This is a genomic window from Rhodococcus sp. IEGM 1302 (assembly GCF_030056935.1).
GTDB lineage: Bacteria > Actinomycetota > Actinomycetes > Mycobacteriales > Mycobacteriaceae > Rhodococcus_F > Rhodococcus_F qingshengii.
Window position 1 is genome coordinate 42,619 of sequence record NZ_JASHKY010000005.1, and the last position, 25,068, is coordinate 67,686.

Below are 25,068 nucleotides of genomic sequence, written 5' to 3' on the forward strand. Positions count from 1 at the left end.
GGGGGGGGGGGTTCCTTCTTTTTTTCCCCCCGCGGGGGCGGGGGGGGGGGGGGGCGGGGGGGCCCCCCCCCCCCCCCCCCACCACCGGAGTTGGTCAAGAATTGACGGTGGATTGAACGGGTCGAGGATCGTTGACCTTGGTCGACCGCATCACGATCGCGGTGATTGCTGCGCCCACCACTGCGATGGCAGCTGCTCCGAGGAACACGGCGGAAAAACCGTTCGTCAACTCCGTCAGGTCACCGAGTTGATCAGCGCCGAACACTGCTGCGATCGCGGTCATCACCGCGAGGCCGACAGCCGAGCCGACCTGGTAGCTGACGTTGACGATGCCGGAAGCCAATCCGCCCTCTTCCGGGCGCGCAGCCGAAATCGCCGTACCGAGTGAGGGAATGAACGCCAGCGTCATACCTGCCGCAGCCACGAGCGATGCCGGCAGTACGTCGACCCAGAAGTTGCCGGTGGGCCGGATCAACGACATCCAACCCAAACCGATTCCCAGTACAAGCAATCCGGTCACGATCATCGCTTTTGCACCGAAGCGTGCCATGGCCCGTGGTGCCACGACGACCATGCCGAGCATGACGAAGATCGTCATCGGCAGCAGCGCCGCACCGGCCGGGAAGGCGCTGTATCCGAGCACTTGCTGCAGGTACAGGTTCAGGAAGAACCACATCGGTATCCAGGCAGCGCCGAGGACGAGCTGAGCGATGTTCGCGGCACCGAGGTTGGGCGCCTTGAAGATTCCCAGACGCACCAGAGGTTCCCGACGCTTGGACTGGATCAACACGAATGCACCCAACAGAGCGGCCGAAACGGCGAGCGCCAGCCACGTCTGCCCGGATCCCCATCCGACATCAGGTGCTCTGACGATGCCGAAGACTCCGACAGCAAGACCTGCGGTGACAGCGAGTGCGCCGAGGAAGTCGATCGACCCGGTACGTGCCGGTGCGTTCGGCATCAGGAGGGGAGTAGCGATCAGCGCGATGACAGCGATGGGAATGTTGAGGTAAAACACCCAAGGCCAGCTGGTGTATTCGGTGATGACGCCGCCGAGGAACACGCCGGCCGTACCGCCGGCCGGGGCGGCAGCGCCGTAGATGGACAGCGCCTTGGTCATCTCTTTCTGCGTGCTGCCGAACAGCATCATCAGCAAGGTGAGCGCCGACGGCGCGATGAGTGCGGCACCGGCACCCTGAACTGCGCGGCCCGCAAGTTCGACGGCGACGTTACCGGCGGCACCGGCGACAACGGAACCGATCAGCAGGATCAGCCAACCAGCGGAGAACACTCTGCGGGCGCCGAACAGGTCGGACAGGCGGCCGCCGAGGAGGAGTAGCCCGCCGAACGCGATGACGTACGCATTGAAGACCCAGGTCAGGCCTTCTTGGGAAAAGCCGAGATCGCTCTGCATCTGGGGGAGAGCGACGCCGATGATGGAGGTGTCCATGATGACCATGAACTGAGCGGCGGCGATCAACGCCAACGCCCACCACTTACGGGTGGATTTCGGTTGTGTGGACATTCTGAGTTCCTTACCTGTACGGGGTATAGGTGATGCTTGTGTGGTCAAGGGGTGTCGTAAGCGGGCCTGGGTGACATCGGCGCAGCGCTTCGTTGGGGTGCACGGGGAAATGCTGCTCTTGGAACTCATTCGGCCGGCGCTCTGCGTAGATGCGCATCGGATCTCCTTCGAGTGAATTCAGGGTGTTCGAGTAGTTCGTTGCATACCCTAGGGGGGTATGGTACAAATTGCAACAGGTTCGATGTCAAGGAGTGCAGAACCTGACGCAGACGGCAACGAAAGTGCTGCCGACCCAAACTTTGGAGGGCAAGATGTTCAGCGACAACGGCTACACACTGGAATTGGCAACGTCGGAGGCGACCGTCGGCAACCATGTCCCCTTGCAGTTCCGGATCCTGGATCCGGTTGGAACTCCGTTGATCCGGTACACGGACACCCACGACAAGCAGTTGCATCTGATCGTGGTCGGCCTGGACCTGACCGGATTCCAGCACGTGCATCCCGAATTGGACGAGAACGGAAACTGGCATGTGTCAGTCGATTTCGATCATGCGGGAGACTATCGAGTGTTCGCTGATTTCACTCCGGACGGTGGTGACGGAATCACGCTCAGTGCGGATGTGCGCGTCGCCGGACCCTATGATCCTCGGCCGTTGCCCGCTGCTGCTGCCGCCACGACGGTCGACGGCTATACCGTCTCCCTCGAAGGCGCGGCCCATGCCGGCCAGACATCGAAGCTCACGCTCTCGGTCAGTCGTGACGGAATCCCGGTCACGGACTTGCAGCCCTACCTTGCCGCATACGGGCATCTGGTCGCGTTGCGTGCCTCCGACCTCGCCTATCTCCATGTCCATCCGGACGGCTACCCCGGTGACGGTGTCACGCCGGCTGGACCGGCAATCACCTTCTACGCCAACATGCCGAGCGCCGAGGATTACCGGTTGTTTTTGGACTTCAAGCACGGCGGAGTGGTGCGTACGGCGGAATTCACGCTGACGGCCGACAATGCGACCACGCCTGGGGCCGAACACTCGAGCCACGCGCACCACGGGCACTGAAACCGAATGCGTTTCGCAGCAACGGGAAAACGGGCATGGGCAATCGCCATGCATCCATCTGTTCGTGCCGTAGCGAAATGCGTGGCGATGTGCGCAGTGATTGCTCTGCAAGACAACGGAAGTCGAAGAGTCTCCGCACATCGCCCCGGTAACGAGAATTGTTGCGAAGTCACGCGTTGACGAACAGGAGGACATCGAATGTCGGAAGCGACAGAAGTGGGCAGTGCGCCAAGCAGTGCTCCAAACAGTGCCCAAGGCAGTGATGCGACCGGCGATGCATGCTGCACGAGTGATTCGCACGGCTACATCACCGCCAAGGGCGACTACCTGGCGCGTCTGCGTCGCATAGAAGGTCAAGCTCGCGGCCTGCAGCGCATGGTCGACGAGGACAAGTACTGTATCGACATCCTGACGCAGGTGTCGGCGATGACCAAGGGCCTCCAGGCGGTGGCCATGGGCCTGCTCGAGGACCACATCGGCCACTGCGTCGTCAAAGCCGCTGTTGCCGGTGGGCCCGAGGCGGACGCGAAGATCAAAGAAGCGAACGACGCGATTGCGCGATTGGTCCGCTCATAGAATTGTGATGAACATTGATACCTTTGTGCGCATGTTCAGTATCGAGATCCGTCGTACATTCGCTGTGAGGCAAGGGCTTCCGGCACCGGTGCGGGACGCGAAGAACTTGCCGCCGCTGATGCCCGCCGAGGGATTTCGCGTGACGATGCGAGTGGCGTTCTCGTTCGAGGACGACCAACTCGGAGAACGTGGATGGTTTGTCGACACGGACGCTCTGGACGAGTCCGTCATTCGAGAACGTTGCGAAGTGGGCTTTCACTGAACTTGCGTCCAGCATTCCTCAGCTGACCTACGGCGAACTCGACAACGAGACGATCGGTGTGGCAACAAGATACGTCAGATCGCACTGATCTGACGTATCTCGTTGACGCACCGCGTTCGGTCGACCGGCCTACTGGTAGAGGCGCAACGCAGAACCGATGAAGGTCTTACCGAATGCGAGTCCGGCCTTGTTGAAGTAGAAGCTCAAGACCGTATCTGCAAACGGGACTGCTGACACCGTTTTGGTGATCTGCGACTCGGCGTCCGCCCACTCCGCGCATGCTGCGTCGCCGGTCAAACCGGAGGCCTTGGCAACGGCTGCTTCGTAGGCGGGGTTGTTGATCGAAGAGAAATTCTTACCTGCTGCCGGAGCAGGACCGGAGAAGAACGGTACGAACCCGCTGGGAACCGAATTGTTGATCTGGATCCACGCGATGTCCCACTGGTTGTTGTCCTTGCCACTGAGCATGACGTCGACAACCTTGGTCTGGTCGGCTCCTGTCACCTCGACGGTCGCACCGAGGTCGGACCATGCCGACTGGGTGAGCTCGGCTGCCGCGCTGCGCGCATCTTCGCCGGCAGCGTAGAAGAGGCGGAGGGTCAGCGGCTTTCCGTCCTTGCTTCGTTTGCCGTCGGAGCCGGCGGTCCAACCTGCAGCGTCCAGTGTTGCCTTTGCTGCGCTGAGGTCGAAGTCCGGAATGTTGCCTGCGACAGAGTCGTACACACAGGCTCGGGGCTCGACGGAGACAAGACTTGTTGCACGGGTGCCCTGGCCGCCAGTGATGACTTCAGCGAGATCGTCGAGATTGACAGCCTGGACGAGAGCTTTTCGAACGGCGGGATCGCTGGTCGGATTGTCCGCAATCTGATTGAAGTACATCTGACCGGCGGGAAGTGGGCGCTGGACCGAGTCGAAATTGGCGGCATCGATGCGATCCTTGTCCGGACCGGCGATCGGAGATGCGCTCAGTTCGCCTGAGAGAAGCTGGTTTGCTGCGGTGCTGACATTGGGTGCCATGACAGCAATGACTGTCTTGGGGACACCCGGTGTGTCGGAGGTGGTGTCGTCGGGCCCCCAGCTGTAACCGTCACGACGCTCGAACGTGTAGTGGTCATTGGCCGAGACTTCGGTGACTTCGAACATGCCGGAGCCCAGCGACTTGTTGTTCGAGGCGGTCGGATCTTCGAGACCGGCATCGCACATGATCGGGAGGCGACTGATGGTGAGGAGGAGGAACGGGGTCGGCGCCGGAGTGGTTACCGTGATGGTGCGGGTGGCGAGATCGGCAGTGGCCGAAGCGCCGATGGGAACTGTGGTGCCGCGTTGTTGTGAACCCTTGGCTGGATCGGCTACGAAGTTGATGTTGTTCGCGACGGTCTGTGCAGTCAGCGTCGACCCGTCGGTACAGGTCACGCCTTCACGAATGGTGAAGGACGCGGAGGTCGGCGTTTCTTCCCACTTCTCGGCCAACCATGGTTTGAATTCACTGGTTTCAGGATCCTGGTAGACCAGGGAGTCGTACGCCAGCTTCGAAATTTCCGCGGTTGCCGCAGAGCCGGACATGATCGGGTTGAGTGCACCCGGATCGCCTTGCAACGCGTACCGGAAGGTTCCGTCAGTCAGAGGCTCACCGCCGCCGGAGCCCGAGGACGTGCCTCCCGAGCTGCAAGCCGACAATACGAGCGCGAGCCCCGCGGTCGCGGCAAGCGTCGAATAGGAGCGGTGTTTCATTGTGCCTCCGTGAAGGAGCCGGGGCCCGGGAGTGAATCGTGAGGGCGCAGTCGAGTGTGACCGCTAAATCTTGGCGTAGGACGTGACGGGCATCTCGGTCGATCCTCACGAAAATCGGGCGGATTTTTGTTCGATTTCACGAAGGTTGGAGTTCTGGTTCAGTTCACGGGGAGTCGAGGTCACTTCGTCGTGGCCACCCGGTCTCCGTGAGCACGGTTGCTGGAACTGACCTCAACGGGGAGGTGGGGCCGAGACCGTGGAGGTCTGCGTCGTCGTCGATTTCGGACCAGAATTCGTCCGCCGAAACATCAAGGCCGAGAACGATCCACGGCGGTCCGGCTCCTTGGAACGCGTACGAGACGGTTCCGGTACGCGGAACTGTCGTATCGAACAGTCGGTCTCCGACGGGATAGCCCTGCTGCTCGCCGACCAAAGTCAAGGTAGTCGGTTCGAAGGATGCATCGCGCAGAATCTTCTCGACTGCGCGGTCGAAGCTCTGCTGGACGCTGAACTCTTCGTCCGAGTTCGAACCGGCGAACTCGGGGAAATGCGCACAACACAAAACGTATGGGCCCGCTGAGCTGCAGTAGAGACGAAACACGGGAAATCCACCGGCCACGACGTGACGTTAGCAGGGCGTCGAAATGGAGAAGTTGCTGTTTCAGCAAAGATGGTTGCGTGAGTTGTGGAGGGTCGTTCATCCTGGGTGCATGAGCCACGAACACCACAATCACCACGAAAACTCCGATACCACCGAGAATCCGTACGCCAAGGCGGACGCACAGTTCTGGAACTCGCTGTACGAGGAACGCCCCGCGCGCTGGAGCGGAAATCCCAACCCACAGTTGATTGCCGAAGCCTCCGACCTGGAACCGGGCACGGCACTCGACGTCGGTTGCGGCGAAGGTGCCGACGCTTTGTGGTTGGCGCGTCGCGGGTGGAAGGTCACCGGCACCGACATCTCGTCGGTTGCGCTCGGTCGCGCTCAGGCTCACGTCGAGGGCGAAGGCGTCGACATCGAATGGCTGGAAGCCGACCTGACGAAGTGGGATCCGCAGGGGCGCTCGTTCGATCTGGTGTCCGCGCAGTTCTTCCACATGCTCGAACCCGCGCGCGGGGAATTGTTCCGTGCTCTCGGAGATCTGGTCGCGCCCGGTGGGCATTTGCTGATCGTGGGCCACTCACCTCACGAGTCGCCGACCGAGCACCATCGGGCCATGCTCCATACACCCGAATACGTGGAGTCGCTGTTCACCGATGGTTGGAAGGTGTTGGTCTCGGAGTCGCGGGAACGTGATCTTCCCGCGAACCCCGAGATGCATCACACGACGGATACCGTTGTGCTGCTTCAGCGATTGAGTGCGAGCACCGACAGCAACTCGTAAGCGACGTGGGCCGCTGCGATACCGGTGATCTCGGCGTGGTCGTACGCCGGCGCTACCTCGACGATGTCGGCGCCGACCACGTTGAGTCCCACCAACCCACGCAGTGTGTTCAACAATTCGCGAGAGGTCATGCCGCCCGCTTCGGGTGTTCCGGTGCCCGGAGCGTGGGCGGGATCGAGTACGTCGATGTCGACGGAGACGTACACCGGGCCACCGTCGAGGCGCTTACGCATGCGCTCGACGATGCTGGCGACACCGTCGACCTCGTAGTCGTCACTGCGGATCACCTGGAAGCCGAGGACGCGGTCGTCTTCGAGGTCCTTTTCGCTGTAGAGCGGTCCACGGATGCCGATGTGCTGCGAGCGCTCCATGTCGATCAGGCCCTCTTCGCTGGCGCGGCGGAAGGGGGTGCCGTGGGTGAAAGGCTGACCGAAGTAGGTGTCCCAGGTGTCGAGATGAGCGTCGAAGTGCAGGACGGCGATCGGGCCGTGATCGCGGGCCAGTGAACGCAGGATCGGCAGTGCGATGGTGTGATCGCCGCCGAGCGTGAGCACGGAGGAACCGTCGGCGCGCAGGTCGGTGACGGCGGACTGAACCGTCGTGAGAGCTTCCTGGATGTCGAAGGGGTTGACGCCGATGTCGCCGAAATCGGCTACCTGCTGGTTGGCGAAGGGCGAGACCTTCAGCGCCGGGTTGTACGGACGCAGCAGCTTCGACGCAGCGCGGATGTGGCCCGGACCGAACCGGGCACCGGGGCGGTAGCTGACACCCGAATCGAAGGGGATGCCGAGGATCGTCACGTCGGCGCGCGAGACCTCGTCCAGGCGCGGGAGACGCGCAAAGGTGGTCGGCTCGGCGTAGCGGGGGACGCGCGTGGCGTCGACGGGTCCGATGAACGATCCGGGGTTGTTGGTAGCCATGTGCAGAGGTCCCTGCTCTCGATTCGGCGCACACCGGGCGCCCTTCAGTGATGTAGCTCTCTGAGCAAGTATGGTTTCTTCAAGAGGCTCGGTTGTCAACCCCTGTTTCCTGAAAGGGACACGGCGGTCGTGAAGGAGTGGGTTCAGTGGCCAAGGCGAAGGAAGCGGTCGAGCCGGTCGGACCGCGCATCGGGGCGAGGCTCAAGGCGGCACGTCAATCGAAGCGGTTGACCCTCGACGACCTGGCCGGGGCCTGTGGTGTGACCAAGGGGTATCTCTCGAAACTCGAGCGCGATCACGTCAACGCGTCGGTGGCGACCCTGATAAAGGTGTGCGCGGTGCTCGAGATCCCCGTCGGATCCCTGTTCGAGAATGCGTCCGCCGGTGAAGTAGTCCGCGCCGACGCCATGCCGCAAATCAGCTTCGGTGGCGAAAAGATGACGGAGTACCTGCTCACGCCTACCAACGAGCGTCGAATTCAGGTGCTGCTCGGCGAGCTGGAACCAGGCGGCGGAAGTGGTCGGGAGTTCTACAGTCTGCCGATCGACGTGAACTTCGTGCACGTGCTCGAGGGCGGCTTGCGGGTCTCGTTCGAGGGCGGTCGGACGGATCCGAACGGTGAGGCCGTCGATGCCGAAGACGTCGTACTTGCGGCGGGCGATTCCTTCACGTTCACGCCGACGCACAACCATAGTTTTCAGGCCGAAGGCTCGGTTCTGGCGAAGGTTCTGTGGGTCTTGAATCCGGCATTGCCGGAAGGGCCCCGCGCGTCGTCTTCGTGAGACTCGAATCCGCGAATGTTGATTCTTAGGAAACAAGAGTTGACATGATTGGCGGCACCCGTCACGCTGGTAGTTGTCCCCGTCACACACACCGTCGAAAATTGGCGTCACGGAACTCCTGAAGGAGCGCACCATGCATGTCGATTCAGTTCGAGTTGGCCTGTTCCAAGGTCCGCTCACCACCCCGGACACCTTTGCGTCGGTGGAGTTCAACCTCGCTGCAATCGACACTGCTGCCCGCGAGGCTGCAGCATCCGGTGCGAAGATCCTGCTGACGCCGGAGATGTCCGCAACCGGCTACGACATCGGCGAACTGGTGTCGCTACGCGCGGAACCGGCCGACGGCCCGATCTTCGATTCCGTCGCCGCGATTGCTCGAAGTGCAGGCATCGCAGTCGTCTACGGCTACCCCGAACTCGACGGGGGAGATGTCTACAACAGTGTGCAGGTGGTGGACCGCGACGGCACTTCGCTTGCGCACTACCGCAAGACGCACCTGTTCGGCACGCTCGACCGCGAACATTTCCGGCCAGGTGAGACCCTAGTGGTCGGGTTCGATTTCGAGGGCATCCGCTGCGGGTTGTTGATCTGCTACGACGTGGAATTTCCGGAAGCGGTTCGGGCCCATGCCGACGCCGGTACCGAATGGCTCATCGTGCCGACAGGCTTGATGACTCCGTACGAACACATTGCGCAGCAAGTGGTTCCGGCCCGCGCCTACGAGAGTCAGATGTTCGTCACCTACGTCAATCGCTGCGGTGCCGAAACCGAGCTGACCTACTGCGGTCTCTCGTGCGCCATCGCACCAGACGGTGCCGAGTTGGCGAGGGCCGGCGGCGACCAGGAATTGCTCTTCGCGGACATCGCCGCCGCCACCGTCGCGCAATCGCGCACTCTCAATACACATCTCGACGATCGACGCCTCGATCTGTATCCAGACCTTCCTGTCACGACTGTCTCCAAGGAGAACCGTAGATGACCATCCCAGTAGCTCCGGACAGTTCCTCGGAACCCGGCAAGCAGCCGCCCCTCACGATGTTCGGACCGGATTTTCCGTTCCCGTACGACGACTACGTTTCCAGTCCGGCGGGACTCGGCTCGGTGCCCGACCTGGCACTGGGTACCGAGGTTGCCGTGATCGGTGGCGGACTCTCCGGCATGATCGCGGCCTACGAGTTGCTCAAGATCGGTCTCAAACCGATTGTCTACGAAGCTGATCAGATCGGTGGCCGGATGCGGTCGGTCGAGTTCGACGGGCACCCCGGGGTGGTCGCCGAGATGGGCGCAATGCGTTTCCCACCATCGTCGACGACGTTGTTCCACTACCTGAACGAACTGGGTCTGCAGACCGAAGAGTTCCCCAATCCCCTTGCCGAGGTCACGCCGAGCACCGTCATCGATCTCAAGGGCGAGAGCCACTACGCGCACACTCTCGAGGATCTGCCGCCGATCTACACCGAGGTGGCGCAGGCCTGGCAGCGCACTCTCGAAGAGCATGCCGATCTGATTCCGTTGCAGCAGGCCATTCGTGACCGCGACACCGCAGAAATCAAGCGGATCTGGAACGACCTCGTGGTGCGCTACGACGACCAGACGTTCTACGGATTCCTCGCCGCGTCGAAGCACTTCAAGTCCTTCCACATGCGGGAAGTGTTCGGACAGGTCGGATTCGGTACGGGCGGTTGGGATACCGACTACCCCAATTCGATCCTCGAAATCCTTCGTGTGGTCATCACGGCCGCCGACGACGACCACCGCGGCATCGTCGGTGGATCGCAGCAGCTGCCGATGCGGTTGTGGAACCGCGCCCCGGCGCACATGGCGCATTGGCCTGCCGGTACTACGGTCGCTTCGCTCAACGACGGTGAGACGCGTCCCCGCGTCACCGAACTCCGGCGTACCGAGCCCGGCAACATCACGGTCACCGACTCCGAAGGTTTCATTCGCACGTATGCGAGTGCCGTTGTGACAGTGCAGAGTTGGATGCTGCTGAACAATATCAGGTGTGACGACGATCTGTTCCCGATCGACCACTGGACTGCGATCGAGCGAACTCACTACATGGGTTCGACCAAGGTGTTCGTTCTCGTCGACCGCCCGTTCTGGAAGGACAAGGACCCCGTGACCGGCCGTGATTCGGTGTCGATGACACTGACCGACCGTATGAGTCGCGGCACCTACCTGCTGGATCAAGGCGAGGGCAAGCCAGGCCTGATCTGCTTGTCGTACACCTGGTCGGACGATTCGCTGAAGCTGCTGGCGCTCGACGCCACCGAGCGCATGAACATCATGCTGCGCTCTCTCGAAGAGATCTACCCCGGCGTTGACTTCCGCAGCCACATCATCTCGAGCCCGGTGACGCTGTCGTGGGAAACCGAGCGCGACTTCATGGGCGCATTCAAGGCGAACCTTCCGGGGCACTACCGCTACCAGGAGCGCCTGTTCTCCCACTTCGTGCAGAATGATCTCGAACCGCGTCATCGGGGAATCTTCCTCGCCGGTGACGACGTGTCGTGGACCGCCGGCTGGGCTGAGGGCGCGATCCAGACCGCGATCAACGCGGTATGGGGCGTCGTCAACCATCTCGGCGGCGCTGCGCCTGCCGAGAATCCCGGACCCGGCGACGTGTTCGAGGAGCTTGCTCCGATCAGGTTGGGCGACTGAGCTCACCGCAACTGCCGAAATGTCGTGCCCGATGGGGGTTGGTACTCCTATCGGGCACGACCTCTTTCCGGTGATCCACGCAACACTGGAAAGTGTTCGGATCCAATAATTTCCAGGAGGGTGTTCAATGGCGAGCACATCATCGGCGACCAAGACCGCAGCTGCAGAATCGAGACCGGCAGGCGGTGATCGATCCGGTGACCCGGCGCTCGAACTGGTCGCCGAATTGGCAGCAGCGGGCCAGCGACTCGTCTTCCGTCAGGGTGACAACCTGAACAGTGACGATCTGACCTGCGTGGTGCTGTGGCCGTCCGGAGAGCCCTCCCTCTCCGATCTGTGCGAGAACTTCGAGTCTCTCGGACTCCGAGTTTCGACGCACCGCCCGCTTCCGACCGTTCTGGGTTCGGCGCATTACTTCACCTTCGAGCCGAGCACCTTCGACGGCAGTGCGCTGGAGAAGATGGCGGACGCCTTCGAAGCCGTCATCGCCGGAGAGACCCGGATGGATGCGTTCTCCAGTCTGATCGGACGAGCAGACATCACCTGGCGCGATGCAGAGTTGCTGCGCGCTGCGTGCCGTTTCCTCGCTCAGGCTCGTATCGGTTTGTCCGAGAGCTACATCGTCGGAGTGTTGGCAGCGAAGCCACTCTTCGTACGGCAGGCGATCGAACTTTTCACCGCGCGTTTCGACCCCGCCGTGGCGGGTGTGCGTGAGACAGCTGTGGCTACCGCAACGGCAGCTATCGACGAATCAGTCGACGGTGCAGACACTCTCGACGAGGATCGCGTCTTGCGCGGCGTGCGTTCGTTCCTGCAGGCGACTCTGCGCACCAACTGGTACCTGCGCGGTGAGAGCGGCGAACCGCTACCGTACGCGTCGTTCAAGATCGACTCGCAGTTGCTCTCCACTCCGCAGAAGACCGTTCCCTTCCGCGAGATCTACGTCAGCGCACCCAATGTCGAAGGCGTGCATCTGCGTAGTTCCTCCGTCGCCCGTGGTGGCCTGCGTTGGTCGGATCGATACGAGGACTTCCGCACCGAGGCTCTGAGTCTCATGAAGACCCAGAGCGTGAAGAATTCGCCGATCGTTCCTTCGGGAGCCAAGGGCGCGTTCGTGGTTCGGGGCACGTCGTCACCGACTCCGGCGCAGGTGCAGGAGTCTTACAGCACCTTCATTCGCGGCCTGCTGGACGTGGTGGACAACATCGTCGACGGCGCTGCGGTACACCCGGCAGAAGTAATCGAGTACGACGGTGAAGACTCCTATCTCGTCGTGGCAGCAGACAAGGGGACAGCGCGGTTCTCCGACGTCGCGAACGGCATCGCCGTCGAGCGTGGTTTCTGGCTCGACGACGCTTTTGCTTCCGGCGGTTCGGCCGGCTACGACCACAAGGCGATGGGCATCACCGCTCGCGGCGCCTGGGTAGCGGTTCGACGGCACTTCGCCGAGCGCGACCTCGATGTCGACACCGATCCGTTCACCGTCGCGGGTATCGGGGACATGTCCGGCGACGTGTTCGGCAACGGAATGTTGCTCTCGCACAAGATCCGTCTGGTCGCGGCATTCGATCACCGCCACATCTTCATCGACCCGAACCCCGACACCGAGACGAGCTTTGCCGAACGCGCTCGCCTCTTCACCGTGCCGCGCTCGTCCTGGGACGACTTCGATCGCACCGTGATGTCGCCGGGCGGTGGCGTCTGGCCGCGGAGCGCGAAGTCGATCCGCCTTCCGCTCGAGGCGCGTGCGGCCCTCGGAATCACCGAGGAGAACTTGACCCCGCAGGAACTGATCCGAGCGATCCTGTGTGCTCCGGTGGACCTGTTGTGGAACGGCGGCGTCGGTACCTACGTGAAAGCGTCGACCGAAAGCAACGTCGACGCGGCCGATCCGTCCAACGACGCAGTTCGCGTCAGCGCTGACGAGTTGCGTGCGACGGTGGTCGGTGAGGGCGGCAACCTCGGCTTCACCCAGCGTGCCCGCATCGAATATGCCGCTGGCGGAGGCCGAATCAACGCCGACTTCATCGACAACGCGGCCGGCGTGGCTACCTCGGACCGTGAGGTCAACATCAAGATCGCACTCGCAGCGTTGGACTCGACCTCGCGCAATGAACTACTCGCGGCGGCCCAGGACGAGGTGGCCGCATCGGTGCTCGAGGCCAGTGAAGATCAGACCCTCGCGATCAGCCTGGCCGAGCACCGCGCACCGGCCCTGCTCGATCAGCACGAGCGGTTGATCGAGAACCTCGTCTCGGCGGGCGCCATGAAGCGACTGGAAGAATCTCTGCCCGACGCCAAGGCGCTGGCGGTCAGGGCGCGTGCCGGGCAGGGTCTCCTGAGGCCGGAACTTGCTGTGCTGGTGGCGCAGTCGAAGAACGTACTGACTGCGGAACTGGGCGCATCGACGGTCCCGGACAATCAGATCTTCGCCGATCGTCTCCCGCAGTACTTCCCGCTCTCCGTCGTCGAGGCCGCACCGGACGCAGTCCGCGCACATCGGTTGGGCCGCGACATCATCATCACCTCGGTTGTCGACGAACTGGTCAACCGCGTCGGCCCCGGCGTGTTGTTCCGGCTCGAGGAACACCTCGGAGTCCACAGTCCGGAAGCGGCTCTGGCCTACGCAGTGGTCAGCGAAGTGCTCGGCACCGAGGAACTTCGGCGCGAGATCTTGAACTCGGAGCTGCGCGCCACCGAGCAGTTGCAGGCTCTCGATCGCTTGCAGCAGTTGTTGGAATCCGAGATGAGCTGGGTGTTGCGTCGTCCGGGAGCAGCCGGCCGGTTCACCGTGAACCCGCGCGCCGACATCGATCGGTGGGCAGCCCCGGTGCGGGAACTCACCGACGGTTTGTCGGCCAGCGAGCGCATCGAGGCGTCTTTCGGAGCGCTCGCCCTGGCAGACATTGCACTGCAGGAGAATACGACGGCCGCGGCCGCAGCCGCGATCTATCGGGAACTCTCCGACGCTCTCGACCTGGGCGATGTTCTCGGCGGCGTCGACGTCGCCGTCGGTGCCTCGCATTGGGAGGTCATGGGCAGCGCTGCCGTCCACGCCAGGTTGACGGCGCGTTTCGCGGACCTCGTGTCCGGAGCGCTCGGAGAAGGTAATCCGGAGGTCGTCGAGTTGTGGACCGCCGCCAATCCGCAAGCGGTGCGCCGGTTCACGGCTTTGATGTCGAGTGTGAGCCGCAGTGGAGCGCTGGACACCGCCCGTCTCTGCACGGTCGACGCCGAACTCGAACTACTCGTCCGCGGTGCGTCGAGCTTCGCTTCGGTGCACGCGGAGGAGGGTTCAGCGGCCCTCCCAGGCGAGTAGCGATAGCAGCAGTTCGGCTCTGACCCTGGCCTGTCCGAGGTCGCATTGCAGCAGTTCCTCGATGCGTGCGATGCGACCTCGGAGGGTGTGCCGATGAACACCGAGTTCGGCTGCGGCCGATTCCCATTGGCCGTTTGCCTCGAGATAGGCGCGCAAAGACGCGGCCAGTGCGGTTCCGTGTGCCTGGTCGTGTTCCGTCAACACCGGGATGGTGTCCGCAGCCATGGCGATCAATGCCTCACGGGCAGACTCGGATGCCAGAATCGTCGAACCACTCAGAGCGTCGAACTCGAGAATGCGCGCAGTAGCCGTCGTGAGGTTGGCCGCGGCGCGGGCCTGGACGAGTGCGCGGGGTGCGTCGAGAAGACGGTGAGGGGTGCTGATTCCGGCACGCACGGCTTTCGCTTCGGTGGGGGAGAGCTGCGCCAGTAGTGTTTTGGCGGTGTCGATTGTGTCGGTTCCGCGGAGGAGGACGGTCAGCGAACCGTCCTCGGATTGCGCGAACAACGGCCGGCCTGCTCGCGCGAGAGCGTTGTCGAGTTCGCGAAGAACTGGGCCGAGTCCGGATCCGCGAACGTGGACGACACGAATGTTGCCGTGCGTGTCGCTTGCCTCGTCCAAGTACGACGGCACACTGTCTTCGGGGATTCGGCCGTCGAGTAAGAGCCCGAAAGCCATGGCGTTGAGTCGAGTTCGCTCGGCCCGTAGTCGAACCGGTTTCTCGAGTTCGAGAGTGAGCAGCGAGACCGCATGCCCGAGCAACACTCTGTCGATATTGCTCAGGGGCCCGGCGCCCGCCATGGCGAGGTAGCCGTGCCAACTGTCGGTGACGCCGACGGGGGACAGTGTCAGCGTCCGTTCGGGTGTGCTCTGCGAGATCGACGCCGGAGCGTTGGGATCGCGGGTGGTGGCCGCGACCGCGCGAACCTCGGTGATCAACGACTTCTGGTTTGCCGGATGCACCGCGGTGATCCGATCACCGACAAACGCCACCGAAGTTTTTGTGGCCGTGGCCAGTTCACGCACGATCGCCGACACGCCACCGCGCAGTGCAACGCGGGTGATGCGCGTCTGTACTTCTGCCGCGCGGAGTACCGATTCGTATTCCTGCTGGCTCAGACGGGTCATCACCGCGCGCGTGACCGCCGCGAACGGGGTCGTGAACGGCACTTCCAGCAGAGGGAGCCCGCGACTGCGGGCGGCGGCAATCAGGTCTGCGGGCACACTCTCGTGGGAAAGGCCGGTCCCGAAACCCAGAGCCGATACTTCTGCGGCGGCCAGACGGTCGATGTACTCGCTGTAGTCGGTGGCGTCCGCGCCCACCAGTGCCAGCCCGGTGGTGAGCACCAATTCGCCGCCGGAAAGCCACGGGGTGGGGTCCGTCAGCTCTGTGGCCTGCGCAAACGTGACGGGGTGGGTGGCAGCTGCTCGGTCGGTGAGCAGAGCCAGCGAGAGGTGTTTCTGGCGCAAGAGCCACGAGATCGGAACCGTCACCTGATCAAGGCTAGCTGTCGTTGCCGATATGGAGTAGCCCTGGAGCTCCGGGTATCCATTTCGGCAGTGCTTGCGATGCTTCGCGCGTCGCATACTCGAATGCAATACACAACCGAGAGGGTGGTCACATGAGTGCAATCGAATACCGGCTTCCGCAGGAGCGTCGCATCGTCACGGAGTTCCCGGGCCCGCGCTCGGCTGCGCTCGCCGAACGCCGTAAGAAGGTCGTCGGCGCCGGCGTCGCATCCACCCTCCCGGTCTACGTCGCCGACGCAGACGGCGGAGTCATCGTCGACGTCGACGGCAACTCGCTGATCGACCTCGGTGCCGGTATCGCGGTGACCAGCGTCGGCGCCTCCAACCCGGCCGTCGTGTCCGCCGTTCAGGATCAGGTCGCACACTTCACCCACACCTGTTTCATGGTCGCTCCGTACGAGTGCTACGTCGAGGTCGCCGAGCGTCTCGCCGAGCTCACCCCCGGTGACCACGAGAAGCGTTCCGTGCTGTTCAACTCCGGCGCAGAAGCCGTCGAGAACGCCGTCAAGATCGCCCGTCACGCAACCGGTCGCGACGCAGTCGTCGTCTTCGACCACGCGTACCACGGCCGCACCAACCTCACGATGGCACTGACCTCGAAGTCCATGCCGTACAAGAGCGGCTTCGGTCCGTTCGCCCCCGAGGTCTACCGCGTCCCGATGTCCTACCCGTACCGCGAGGGCCTCAACGTCGACGGCTCCAAGATCACCGGTGAGCAGGCCGCACAACGCGCCATCACGATGATCGAGAAGCAGGTCGGTGCTGCCAACACGGCCGCCATCCTCATCGAGCCCATTCAGGGCGAGGGCGGATTCATCGTTCCCGCAGAAGGATTCCTCCCGACGCTCGTCGCGTGGGCCAAGGAGAACGGCGTCGTCTTCATCGCCGACGAGGTGCAGGCAGGCTTCGCTCGTACCGGCGCCTGGTTCGCCAGCGATCACGAGGGCATCGTTCCCGACCTGGTCACGCTCGCCAAGGGCATCGCAGGCGGCATGCCGCTCGCCGCTGTCACGGGCCGCGCCGAGCTCATCGACGCCGTCCACCCCGGCGGCCTCGGTGGCACCTACGGCGGTAACCCCGTCGCCTGCGCCGCTGCATTGGCGTCCATCGACCAGATGCGTGAGCTCGACCTCTGTGGCCGCGCACGCACCATCGAGTCGACCGTCGTCGGCCGAATGAACGCACTGGCAAAGGAACTCGACGTCATCGGTGACGTTCGCGGTCGCGGCGCGATGCTCGCCATCGAGCTGGTCAAGCCCGGTGGGCAGGAGCCGGACGCCGACATCACCAAGAAGATCGCCGCCGAATGCCTCGCTGCCGGCGTCGTGATCCTCACCTGCGGTACCTACGGCAACGTCATCCGTCTGCTCCCGCCGCTGGTCATCTCCGAAGAGCTGCTCGACGACGCGTTGACCGTCCTCGAGACCGCCATCCGCACTGCAGCACAGGGGAACTGACATGTCCAACGTCTCGGATCTTCTCGACTCGGTACCCAAGGGTCTCTGGCTCGGCGGCAAGCTCGTCCCGGCCGAGAAGACCTTTGCGGTCTACAACCCGGCAACGGGTGAGGAACTCGCCCAGGTAGCCGACGCCACCGCTGCCGACGGTATCCGTGCGCTCGACCTCGCCGCTGCGGCGCAGGAAGACTGGGCGGCCACTCCGGCACGTGTACGCGGCGAGATCCTGCGCACCGCCTTCGAATTGCTGCACGCCCGCGCCGAGGACTTCGCGCTGATGATGACCCTGGAAATGGGTAAGTCGTTGGCAGAGAGCCGCGGTGAGGTCAACTACGGCGGCGAATTCCTGCGCTGGTTCAGCGAGGAAGCAGTACGCATCGGCGGACGTTTCACGCAGGCTCCGGCCGGCAACGGTCGCATCCTGGTCACCAAGGAAGCCGTCGGACCGGTCCTCGCGATCACCCCGTGGAACTTCCCGCTCGCCATGGGCACACGCAAGATCGGACCGGCGCTGGCTGCCGGTTGCACCATCATCGTCAAGCCCGCCGAGGACACGCCGCTGACCATGCAGCTCCTCGGTCAGGTGTTCGCCGATGCCGGTCTGCCCGACGGTGTGCTCTCGATCCTCCCGACGTCCGACGCGGCCTCCATCAGTGGGCCGCTGATGGAAGATGCGCGTCTGCGCAAGGTCACCTTCACCGGCTCCACTGGCGTCGGAAAGTTGTTGGTGCGCAATGCTGCTGACAAGCTGCTCCGCACGTCGATGGAACTCGGTGGTAATGCGCCGTTCATCGTCTTCGACGACGCCGACATCGACGCAGCTGTCGACGGCGCAATGCTCGCGAAGATGCGTAACGGCGGCGAGGCCTGCACCGCGGCCAACCGCATCTACGTCGCCAACTCGGTGCGCGAGGAGTTCACCGACAAGTTCACCGCCAAGGTTGCGGCCTTGAAGGTGGGCGCCGGTGACGCCGAGGGCACCAACATCGGACCGCTGATCAACACCAAGCAGCTCGCAACCGTCACCGGACTCGTCGACGACGCCGTGTCCAAGGGTGCTCGCGTTCGCACCGGTGGATCGGCACCCGAAGGCCCCGGGTTCTTCTTCACCCCGACGGTCCTCGACCAGGTGCCCGCCGACGCGCGCCTGCTGAAGGAAGAGATCTTCGGACCCGTTGCGGCAGTGGTCGGTTTCGACACCGAAGACGAAGCGATCGCGGCTGCGAACAACACCGAGTACGGTCTCGTGGCGTACTTCTACACTCGCGACATCGACCGTGCGATGCGCGTCTCGGCCAAGCTGGACACCGGCATGGTGGGCGTCAACCGCGGCGCGATCTCCGATGCTGCCGCGCCGTTCGGTGGGGTGAAGGAATCGGGCTTCGGCCGTGAAGGCGGAACCGAGGGTATCGACGAGTATCTCGATACAAAGTACGTAGCGCTCTAACTTGCTGTGCGCCTTTATTAACCGCGGGCGGTTAATAAAGGCGCACAGTTGTCTATTGACCCAACGGAGTCGGGCGGTAGTACTTGCCCTCGTGGTAGAGCAGCGGTGCGGCAGCGGATTCGTCGTCTTCTTCGGCGTGAACCCGCGTGACGAGTCCGATGACCAGCGTGTGGTCGCCGACAGGGATCAACTGGTCGACCTTGACGCGCATCCAGCTGGGGGTGCCGTGCAGCACCGGTTCCCCGGTGTCGAGCACTGCCCACAGTGACTCGTCTGCAAAACGCTGATCGGCACTACGCGCAAAGCGCTGGGCCAGATGCTGCTGATGTTCGCCGAGAAGGTGGATCACCAAGGACTCGGCTGCCTTGAGTGCATTGATGCTCGACGACGTCTCCGCGATGTTGAACGAGACGAGCGGCGGCTCGAGGGAGACGGACGAGAACGAGGTGGCGGTGAAACCCACCGGGCCGGTACCCGAATCGAGGGTCACGACGGTGACACCGGCGGGGTGGCGGCGAAGCGCAGCGCGGTAGTCACCGGCGCAGATGCCGGTCGACAACTCGGGCGTCGCCGCTACTTCGGGGACGTCGGGGGTGGTGTGGCTGGAAACGGCATTCGGCTTGTCAGACAACGGGAACTCTCCGGCTGGAACTCGAGGTGTGCGGTGTGGTCGAGGTGACTGCGCTCGGCATACACAGACAGGCGTCGGTGCGGCACAGATCTACGTGCCGTCGACGCCAGTGGTTGCCGGCCGGGGTCCTGGTTGCAGTGCACATGGTGCGTCCAACTATAGGTGGACGCACGTCTGAGTGGTTTCGGACCGGGTTGGCTGAAGTGCTTCAGTCCATGTCGACGGCGAGGCCGGCGGTGATTCGGAGGAGTTCGGAGTACGTCGTGCGAAAGACCGTGTTGGGGTGCCCGGCGGCTGCCCACAACTCGGGGTACTGCTCGAGGGCGGTATCGATGTAGGTGGGCAGGTTGGTGGGATGCCCGAGCGGAGCGACCCCACCGATCGGCTGGCCCGTCGCGGACTTCGCCATCTCCAGCGGCGCCCGCGTGAGCTTGCCTTCGAGGCGTTCGCCGGTGGCCTTCAGATTCACCTGATGCGCGCCGGAGACCAGCAGCAGGACCGGATCGTCGTCGAGAAGGAACACCAGTGACTTGGTGATCGCGCCTACCTCCACCCCGACGGCCGCAGCTGCCTCGGCCGCGGTGTGCGTGGCGTCGGGCTGCGTGACGATGACGCCGTGGTGACCCCGCGAGATCAGTGTTTCGGCGACGTGCGAGGCGTTGGGGTGGAGGAGGCTCGTCATGAGTTCAGACTAGGACTAGTCGGCGTTCGCCACAGCTGGAGTCGGCGTCGTGTCGGTGGACTTTCGGTTACGACGGATCGTGAAGCCGAACAGCATGACCGCACCGATCAGCGCGTACAGGAACAGCGTCAGAGCAGGCTGGCCGACGCCGACGTTGTTGAAGTAGACGATGCTCCGCACGCCTTCGGTGCCGGCGCCAGGTGTGATCCATCGGCCGATGGCGGCATAGAACGAGGGAATCACGTTGGAGCCGAATGCGCCTCCCGCACTGGGATTGCCGAGAATCACGAAGACGGCGATAGCCAGCGGGACTGCCAGAACGCCGATGGCAGCGCGCAATCCGAGTGTGAACATGGCGGTGCCGAACACCACGGCTGTTCCCAGGATCCACAGCGGGAACCAGTGGCCCGCGAAAGTTCCGAGTACGTGTGAGGTAATGAGGGCGCCGAGAGCTCCCGAGATGATCGAGTAGATCGCGATCACGCCCGTGTGTGCGCTTGCCTGGCGGAGAGTCTTCGGCGCACCGATGAACAGTCCGATGGCTGCCGCGAGGAGATAGCCGCCGACGACCCAGCCGACCGAGAGGTAGAAGCCCGAGAGGCCGCGGTTGTCGTGGGCTCCGACGGGGATCTCGTCGCGGACGACGAACTGTCGGTCCTGTGTCGCCTCGACCTTCGTGAACACCGCTTCGAGTGACGTCGCGATGGAGCTGCCGCCCGCGCTCGCGGTGATCAGGGTGTCCGGCCCGGCCGGGTTGACGACAAACGCGCCCTGGATCTCTCGGTCGTTGATCATGCGGCGAGCGGTCGCCGTGCTGTCGACCACCTGAGCGTCGAGCGGGCTGCCGTCGATGGCGTTGAGTTTGTCGGCGATCTGCTGATCCATGCCGTCGGGTGTGCCCTGATCGGCGATGACCGCGATTTCGATGTCTCGCGGAGTCGGCTGATGGAAGGCGGCGACGTAGCTGAGGATGAAGCCCATCTGCAGCAGGAGCACGCCGACGAACAACGCGGCCATCACCTTGGGTGCGCCGTACTTCACGAGCAGATTGTCGTGGTGGTGTTCGTCGTGGGTGGAGCTGTTGTCTGGTGCGGCGTGTGCCGGATGCGTAGTGGTCACGAAAGAGTCCTGATCTTGTCGAAAGTAAAGAGCTTGTCAATACCCGAGGTATTGAATACTCTAGGTATCGTGACTGAATCTCGTCAACCGGACTGGACTCCGGTAACCCGCCCCGGACGTGACGTGGTGCGGCAAAGACTGCTCGACGCTGCGGCGGAAGAGTTTGCGGAGCGCGGATTCAGTGCTGCACGTCTCACTGAAGTTGCTCGCCGAGCGGGCTTCACCAAGGGGGCTGTCTACTCCAACTTCGAGTCGAAACAAGATCTGTTCGCCGAACTGTTCGCGCAACGGTCTCTCGAACTGGCCGGCCGGGTGCTCGCCGAGATTGCCGGGATGAACCCGTCCGACGCGGCGGGCAAAGGTGGCGAGGCCATTGCCACGTGGATGGTCGACGACCCGGGGTGGTCGCTTCTCGTCCTCGAATTCGGAGTGCTCGCCGGGCGTGATCCGCAGATCGCTCAGGCGTACTTACGTGAGCGTCGCCACTTGCGCAGCCAACTCGTGGAGTTGATCGGCGAACGTGCCCGTGAATGGGGAGTGGACGATTCCTTTGACGTGCGGACAACCGCAATCTCGTTGATGGCGTTGATATCCGGGCTCGTTCTCGAACACTCCGTGGATCCGGAAGAGGTTGATCAGAGTGTCATGGGTGCCGCCGTGACGGCACTCTTCGCCGGCGCCGTCGCACGGGCAGGATTGCCCTCCGTCTGAGTTGCTCGGTTGACAGGCAACAGATTTGAGAACTACCCTCTGGGTGCAGTACCTCGTTAGGTGAGGCTTCTGCACGAACACAGGCCACTGATCTCACGACGTCGAGAGACGCCCAAGGTTAGGACAGATCTCCCCGGCTTAAGGGGTGATCCAAAGTGGCTTCCCGGTCTTGATCGGGACACGTCGTGCAGTGCCAAAACTCGGACGTGGAGGTGTTTTCGCAGCTTGATGCCGGTTTCTTCCGGCGAAGGCGAGAGTACGTCGATATTCGGTTCTCCTGGCGTGTGCTGTGCGCATGTACTTTGTGTGGCGTCATCGGACGCCCCGAACTTTCAGGAGGTGACCATCGTGGACGACCCGCCGAGTCGATATTCGACCCATCCTTCTGTTCTTGCCGACGATGCTCACCCCGGCATTTTGCTCTTCAGTCACTGACTCTTTGCATCCTCGGCTTCATCTGCGCGGCTTTGCCGCGTCCGCTGACGACTTCCATTGTCGCTCAGCGCATTCTGCTGCCCTCATGCACTGGCATGGTCCGGCGTGTTCGGGCAGCCGAGGAGGTTCGTCATGTCATTTTCCGTTCTCGCATTGCGGCCACGGCCCACGAGAAACAGTGCACAACAAACACATTCAACAGTCCTGGCAAAGGAAAGCGCACAGGAATTGGTCGACTACTCGGCCTCGGACACGCGCACCGTCCTCGCCGATCTGACCACGACGGCCAACGGCCTTCGCGACGATCAGATCGACGATCTTCGTCGGCAATACGGGCGCAACGATGTCCGCCACGACCGCCCGGCGCCGGCAATCGTGCAGTTCGCGGGGGCCTTCAAGAACCCGTTCATCCTGATCCTGGTATTCCTCGCCCTGATCATGGTCGGGACCGACGTGGTCTGGGCGGACCCCGAGGACGGTCCTTCCTACGAGGGCATCATCACTCTCGGGTTGATGATCTTTGTCAGTGTCTCACTGAGGTTCTGGCAGGAATACCGTTCGAGCCGCGCCGCCGAGGCGCTCAAGGCGATGGTTACGACGACCGTCGCGGCCACCCGCAAGATCAACAACACCGTGGTCACGGCTGAGATTCCGATCGAGCAGTTACTGCCGGGGGATGTAGTCCAGCTTGCCGCCGGCGACATGATCCCGGCCGATGTCCGCATCATCCGGGCCAAGGATCTACAGGTCAATCAGTCCATGCTCAGCGGTGAATCGATGCCGGCCGAGAAGTCGGCGGACCCGTCGTCGGGGATCGACGTCGATCGCCTGCTCGAAGCCGAGAACATCGGGTTCATGGGTACTTCCGTCGTGTCGGGCAGTGGCACCGCCGTTGCGGTACACACCGGCAAGCGGACCTACTTCGGTGCCATGACAGCACAATTGGCGTCCAAGCGACCCGAAACCAGCTTCGACGTCGGGGTGCGCAGTGTCAGCTACCTGCTGATCAAGTTCATGCTGATCATGGTTCCCGCGGTGTTCATTATCAACGGACTGACCAAGGACTGGAGCCAAGCACTACTCTTCGGCGTCGCCACCGCGGTGGGGTTGACTCCGGAAATGTTGCCGCTCATCGTGACGGCGAACCTGGCCAAGGGTGCGCTCCACATGTCGCGCAAGAAGGTGATCGTCAAGCAGATCAACGCGATTCAGAACTTCGGTGCCATGGACGTTCTGTGCACGGACAAGACCGGAACTCTCACCGAGGACCGCATCGTTCTCGGTGAGCATCTCGATACTGCCGGACGTAAGTCCGAGGACGTATTGCGGCTAGCGGCGGTCAATTCCGTGAATCAGACCGGATTGCGCAGTCTTCTCGACGACGCGGTGATCGAGGCCGCCGGTCCCGAAGTGGTCGAGGAGATCTCGCGTCGCCACGGGTTGGTGGACGAGATTCCCTTCGACTTCAAGCGCCGTCGACTCTCCGTGGTGGTCGACCACGGAGACGCCGATCTGATCGTAACCAAAGGTGCAGTGGAAGAGCTCCTTTCGGTCTGTGAATCGGTGGAACTGGACGGGGTGACCCACCAATTGACACCGGGATGGCTGGCCCGAGTCGACCGTCTGGTCGCGGAGCTGAACGGTCAAGGTAAGCGAGTGCTTGCGGTGGCAACCAAGACAGTCGTCGAAGAGCAGCGCCGCGAGTACTCGACGGCCGACGAAGAGGGCATGACCCTGGTTGGACTGCTGGCCTTCCTCGACCCGCCGAAGGAATCTGCGGCCGGGGCGATCGAAGCCCTCGCGAGCCACGGAGTCGCGGTCAAGGTAGTGACGGGTGACAACGAACTGGTCGCCGAAACCGTCTGCGGCAAAGTCGGTATCGACGTGGGAACTGTTGTATCCGGCGCCGAGATCGAAGCGTTGAGCGACGACGCCCTCGACGAGTTGGTGCAGCGGACAACCGTATTCGCGAAGACGGATCCGATGCAGAAGGCACGCATTGTCGAATCGCTGCGCCGGGTCGGCCACACGGTTGGTTTCCTCGGTGACGGTGTCAACGACGCACCCGCACTGCGGGCTGCGGACGTCGGCATCTCCGTTGACACAGCGGCGGACATCGCCCGCGAATCCGCGGACATCATCTTGCTGGAGAAGGACCTCGGTGTACTCGAACAAGGAGTCATCGAAGGGCGTCGTACCTTCGGAAACATCCAGAAGTACATCAAGATGACTGCGTCGTCGAACTTCGGGAACGTCTTCTCGGTGCTCGTCGCCAGTGCCCTGCTGCCGTTCATCCCCATGATTCCCGTAGTTCTGTTGTTGCAGAACCTGATCTACGATCTCTCGATGCTCACGATCCCGTGGGACCGTGTCGACGACGACTTCCTCGCGAAGCCCCGCAAGTGGGAGACCAAGAGCCTTCGCCGGTTCATGGTGTTCATCGGCCCGATCAGTTCGATCTTCGATATCTCGACGTTCGCGCTGATGTGGTTCGTGTTCGCCGCCAACTCTCCCGAGCATGCAGCGCTGTTCCAATCGGGTTGGTTCATCGAGTCATTGATCTCGCAGACGCTGATCGTTCACATGATCCGCACCCGCAAGATCCCGTTCATCCAGTCGCGTGCATCGCTGCCGGTACTGCTCAGCACGGGCGCTGCCTGCGTCTTCGCGCTGGTGTTCCCGTTCACGTCCTGGGGTCATTCCCTCGGGTTGGTTTCACTGCCGTGGAACTACTTCCCGTGGCTGGTCCTCACCCTCGGGGCATACTGCGTCGTCACGCAGGTGGCCAAGGGAATGTTCATTCGTCGATTCGCGACCTGGCTCTAGGAGTTCAC

General features: G+C 62.9%; 20 protein-coding genes and 1 riboswitch. Of the genes, 12 read left to right on the forward strand and 8 right to left on the reverse strand.

The annotated features are described in order from the left end of the window. Positions 1 to 94: 94 nt before the first annotated feature. A complete protein-coding gene (locus tag QM609_RS11080) occupies positions 95 to 1,525 on the reverse strand; it encodes an MFS transporter (protein WP_050655998.1) in 1,431 nt (476 codons plus the stop codon). A gap of 251 nt (positions 1,526 to 1,776) precedes the next feature. Here QM609_RS11080 and QM609_RS11085 point away from each other — a divergent pair, with 251 nt between their 5' ends. The 3 genes from QM609_RS11085 (at position 1,777) to QM609_RS11095 (ending at position 3,421) form a co-directional block, all read left to right on the forward strand. Further along, positions 1,777 to 2,583 carry a DUF8832 domain-containing protein gene (locus QM609_RS11085; RefSeq protein ID WP_007727104.1) on the forward strand — a complete coding sequence of 269 codons (807 nt, stop codon included), beginning with the start codon at positions 1,777 to 1,779 and terminating at the stop codon, positions 2,581 to 2,583. Positions 2,584 to 2,781: 198 nt separating this feature from the next. Continuing rightward, positions 2,782 to 3,159, forward strand: a complete 378-nt coding sequence (locus QM609_RS11090) for a metal-sensitive transcriptional regulator (protein WP_020906032.1) — start codon at positions 2,782 to 2,784, stop codon at positions 3,157 to 3,159. 7 nt (positions 3,160 to 3,166) lie between these two features. Then, positions 3,167 to 3,421 (forward strand): hypothetical protein, encoded by a 255-nt coding sequence (locus QM609_RS11095; RefSeq protein ID WP_228232418.1) that lies wholly within the window; start codon positions 3,167 to 3,169, stop codon positions 3,419 to 3,421. A gap of 129 nt (positions 3,422 to 3,550) precedes the next feature. On the opposite strand, the gene QM609_RS11100 is transcribed toward QM609_RS11095, so the two are convergent. Next, positions 3,551 to 5,152 carry an ABC transporter substrate-binding protein gene (locus QM609_RS11100; protein ID WP_050655997.1) on the reverse strand — a complete coding sequence of 534 codons (1,602 nt, stop codon included), beginning with the start codon at positions 5,150 to 5,152 and terminating at the stop codon, positions 3,551 to 3,553. Positions 5,153 to 5,315: 163 nt separating this feature from the next. Next, a complete protein-coding gene (locus QM609_RS11105) occupies positions 5,316 to 5,771 on the reverse strand; it encodes a hypothetical protein (RefSeq protein ID WP_283337278.1) in 456 nt (151 codons plus the stop codon). A 91-nt stretch (positions 5,772 to 5,862) separates the two neighbouring features. Here QM609_RS11105 and QM609_RS11110 point away from each other — a divergent pair, with 91 nt between their 5' ends. Continuing rightward, a complete protein-coding gene (locus QM609_RS11110) occupies positions 5,863 to 6,537 on the forward strand; it encodes a class I SAM-dependent methyltransferase (RefSeq protein WP_007727092.1) in 675 nt (224 codons plus the stop codon). Here QM609_RS11110 and speB read toward each other — a convergent pair. Next, positions 6,501 to 7,457, reverse strand: coding sequence for an agmatinase (speB, locus tag QM609_RS11115; protein WP_003941134.1), 957 nt, complete (start codon positions 7,455 to 7,457; stop codon positions 6,501 to 6,503). The genes QM609_RS11110 and speB overlap by 37 nt on opposite strands. A 146-nt stretch (positions 7,458 to 7,603) precedes the next feature. Here speB and QM609_RS11120 point away from each other — a divergent pair, with 146 nt between their 5' ends. The 4 genes from QM609_RS11120 (at position 7,604) to QM609_RS11135 (ending at position 14,222) form a co-directional block, all read left to right on the forward strand. Continuing rightward, complete coding sequence (locus QM609_RS11120; protein WP_082239046.1) at positions 7,604 to 8,239, forward strand: helix-turn-helix domain-containing protein; 636 nt, start codon at positions 7,604 to 7,606, stop codon at positions 8,237 to 8,239. Positions 8,240 to 8,372: 133 nt separating this feature from the next. Continuing rightward, a complete protein-coding gene (locus tag QM609_RS11125; protein ID WP_050655995.1) occupies positions 8,373 to 9,218 on the forward strand; it encodes a carbon-nitrogen hydrolase family protein in 846 nt (281 codons plus the stop codon). Next, positions 9,215 to 10,903 (forward strand): flavin monoamine oxidase family protein, encoded by a 1,689-nt coding sequence (locus QM609_RS11130; protein ID WP_007727084.1) that lies wholly within the window; start codon positions 9,215 to 9,217, stop codon positions 10,901 to 10,903. The genes QM609_RS11125 and QM609_RS11130 overlap by 4 nt, the downstream gene beginning before the upstream one ends. A gap of 127 nt (positions 10,904 to 11,030) precedes the next feature. Then, positions 11,031 to 14,222 (forward strand): NAD-glutamate dehydrogenase domain-containing protein, encoded by a 3,192-nt coding sequence (locus tag QM609_RS11135; RefSeq protein ID WP_050655994.1) that lies wholly within the window; start codon positions 11,031 to 11,033, stop codon positions 14,220 to 14,222. Here the strand turns inward: QM609_RS11135 and QM609_RS11140 are convergent. Further along, positions 14,199 to 15,716 (reverse strand): PucR family transcriptional regulator, encoded by a 1,518-nt coding sequence (locus QM609_RS11140; protein WP_007727079.1) that lies wholly within the window; start codon positions 15,714 to 15,716, stop codon positions 14,199 to 14,201. The two genes, QM609_RS11135 and QM609_RS11140, sit on opposite strands and share 24 nt — an antisense overlap. Before the next feature lie 128 nt (positions 15,717 to 15,844). Between QM609_RS11140 and gabT the strand changes: the two genes are divergently transcribed. Then, entirely contained in the window at positions 15,845 to 17,209 is a 1,365-nt protein-coding gene (gene gabT / locus QM609_RS11145) for a 4-aminobutyrate--2-oxoglutarate transaminase (protein WP_283337279.1), read from the forward strand. 1 nt (position 17,210) lies between these two features. Beyond that, positions 17,211 to 18,656 carry an NAD-dependent succinate-semialdehyde dehydrogenase gene (locus tag QM609_RS11150; protein WP_042922728.1) on the forward strand — a complete coding sequence of 482 codons (1,446 nt, stop codon included), beginning with the start codon at positions 17,211 to 17,213 and terminating at the stop codon, positions 18,654 to 18,656. A gap of 52 nt (positions 18,657 to 18,708) precedes the next feature. Here QM609_RS11150 and dszD read toward each other — a convergent pair whose 3' ends face one another. The 3 genes from dszD to QM609_RS11165 all read right to left on the reverse strand — a co-directional run bounded on the left by dszD (position 18,709) and on the right by QM609_RS11165 (position 21,088). Further along, entirely contained in the window at positions 18,709 to 19,287 is a 579-nt protein-coding gene (dszD, locus tag QM609_RS11155) for an NADH:FMN oxidoreductase DszD (protein WP_003941189.1), read from the reverse strand. A gap of 208 nt (positions 19,288 to 19,495) precedes the next feature. Next, complete coding sequence (locus QM609_RS11160) at positions 19,496 to 19,969, reverse strand: YbaK/EbsC family protein (RefSeq protein ID WP_003941167.1); 474 nt, start codon at positions 19,967 to 19,969, stop codon at positions 19,496 to 19,498. 15 nt (positions 19,970 to 19,984) lie between these two features. Continuing rightward, on the reverse strand, positions 19,985 to 21,088 hold the full coding sequence (locus QM609_RS11165; RefSeq protein WP_050655993.1) for a hypothetical protein: 1,104 nt from the start codon (positions 21,086 to 21,088) through the stop codon (positions 19,985 to 19,987). Between the two features lie 126 nt (positions 21,089 to 21,214). On the opposite strand from QM609_RS11165, the gene QM609_RS11170 reads away from it, so the two are divergent. Both QM609_RS11170 and mgtA read left to right on the forward strand, forming a co-directional pair. Continuing rightward, a complete protein-coding gene (locus QM609_RS11170) occupies positions 21,215 to 21,799 on the forward strand; it encodes a TetR/AcrR family transcriptional regulator (protein ID WP_050656003.1) in 585 nt (194 codons plus the stop codon). Between the two features lie 45 nt (positions 21,800 to 21,844). Next, a riboswitch (M-box (ykoK) riboswitch) is annotated at positions 21,845 to 22,018 on the forward strand. Positions 22,019 to 22,366: 348 nt separating this feature from the next. Continuing rightward, on the forward strand, positions 22,367 to 25,060 hold the full coding sequence (gene mgtA, locus QM609_RS11175) for a magnesium-translocating P-type ATPase (protein WP_003941089.1): 2,694 nt from the start codon (positions 22,367 to 22,369) through the stop codon (positions 25,058 to 25,060). Positions 25,061 to 25,068 lie beyond the last annotated feature (8 nt).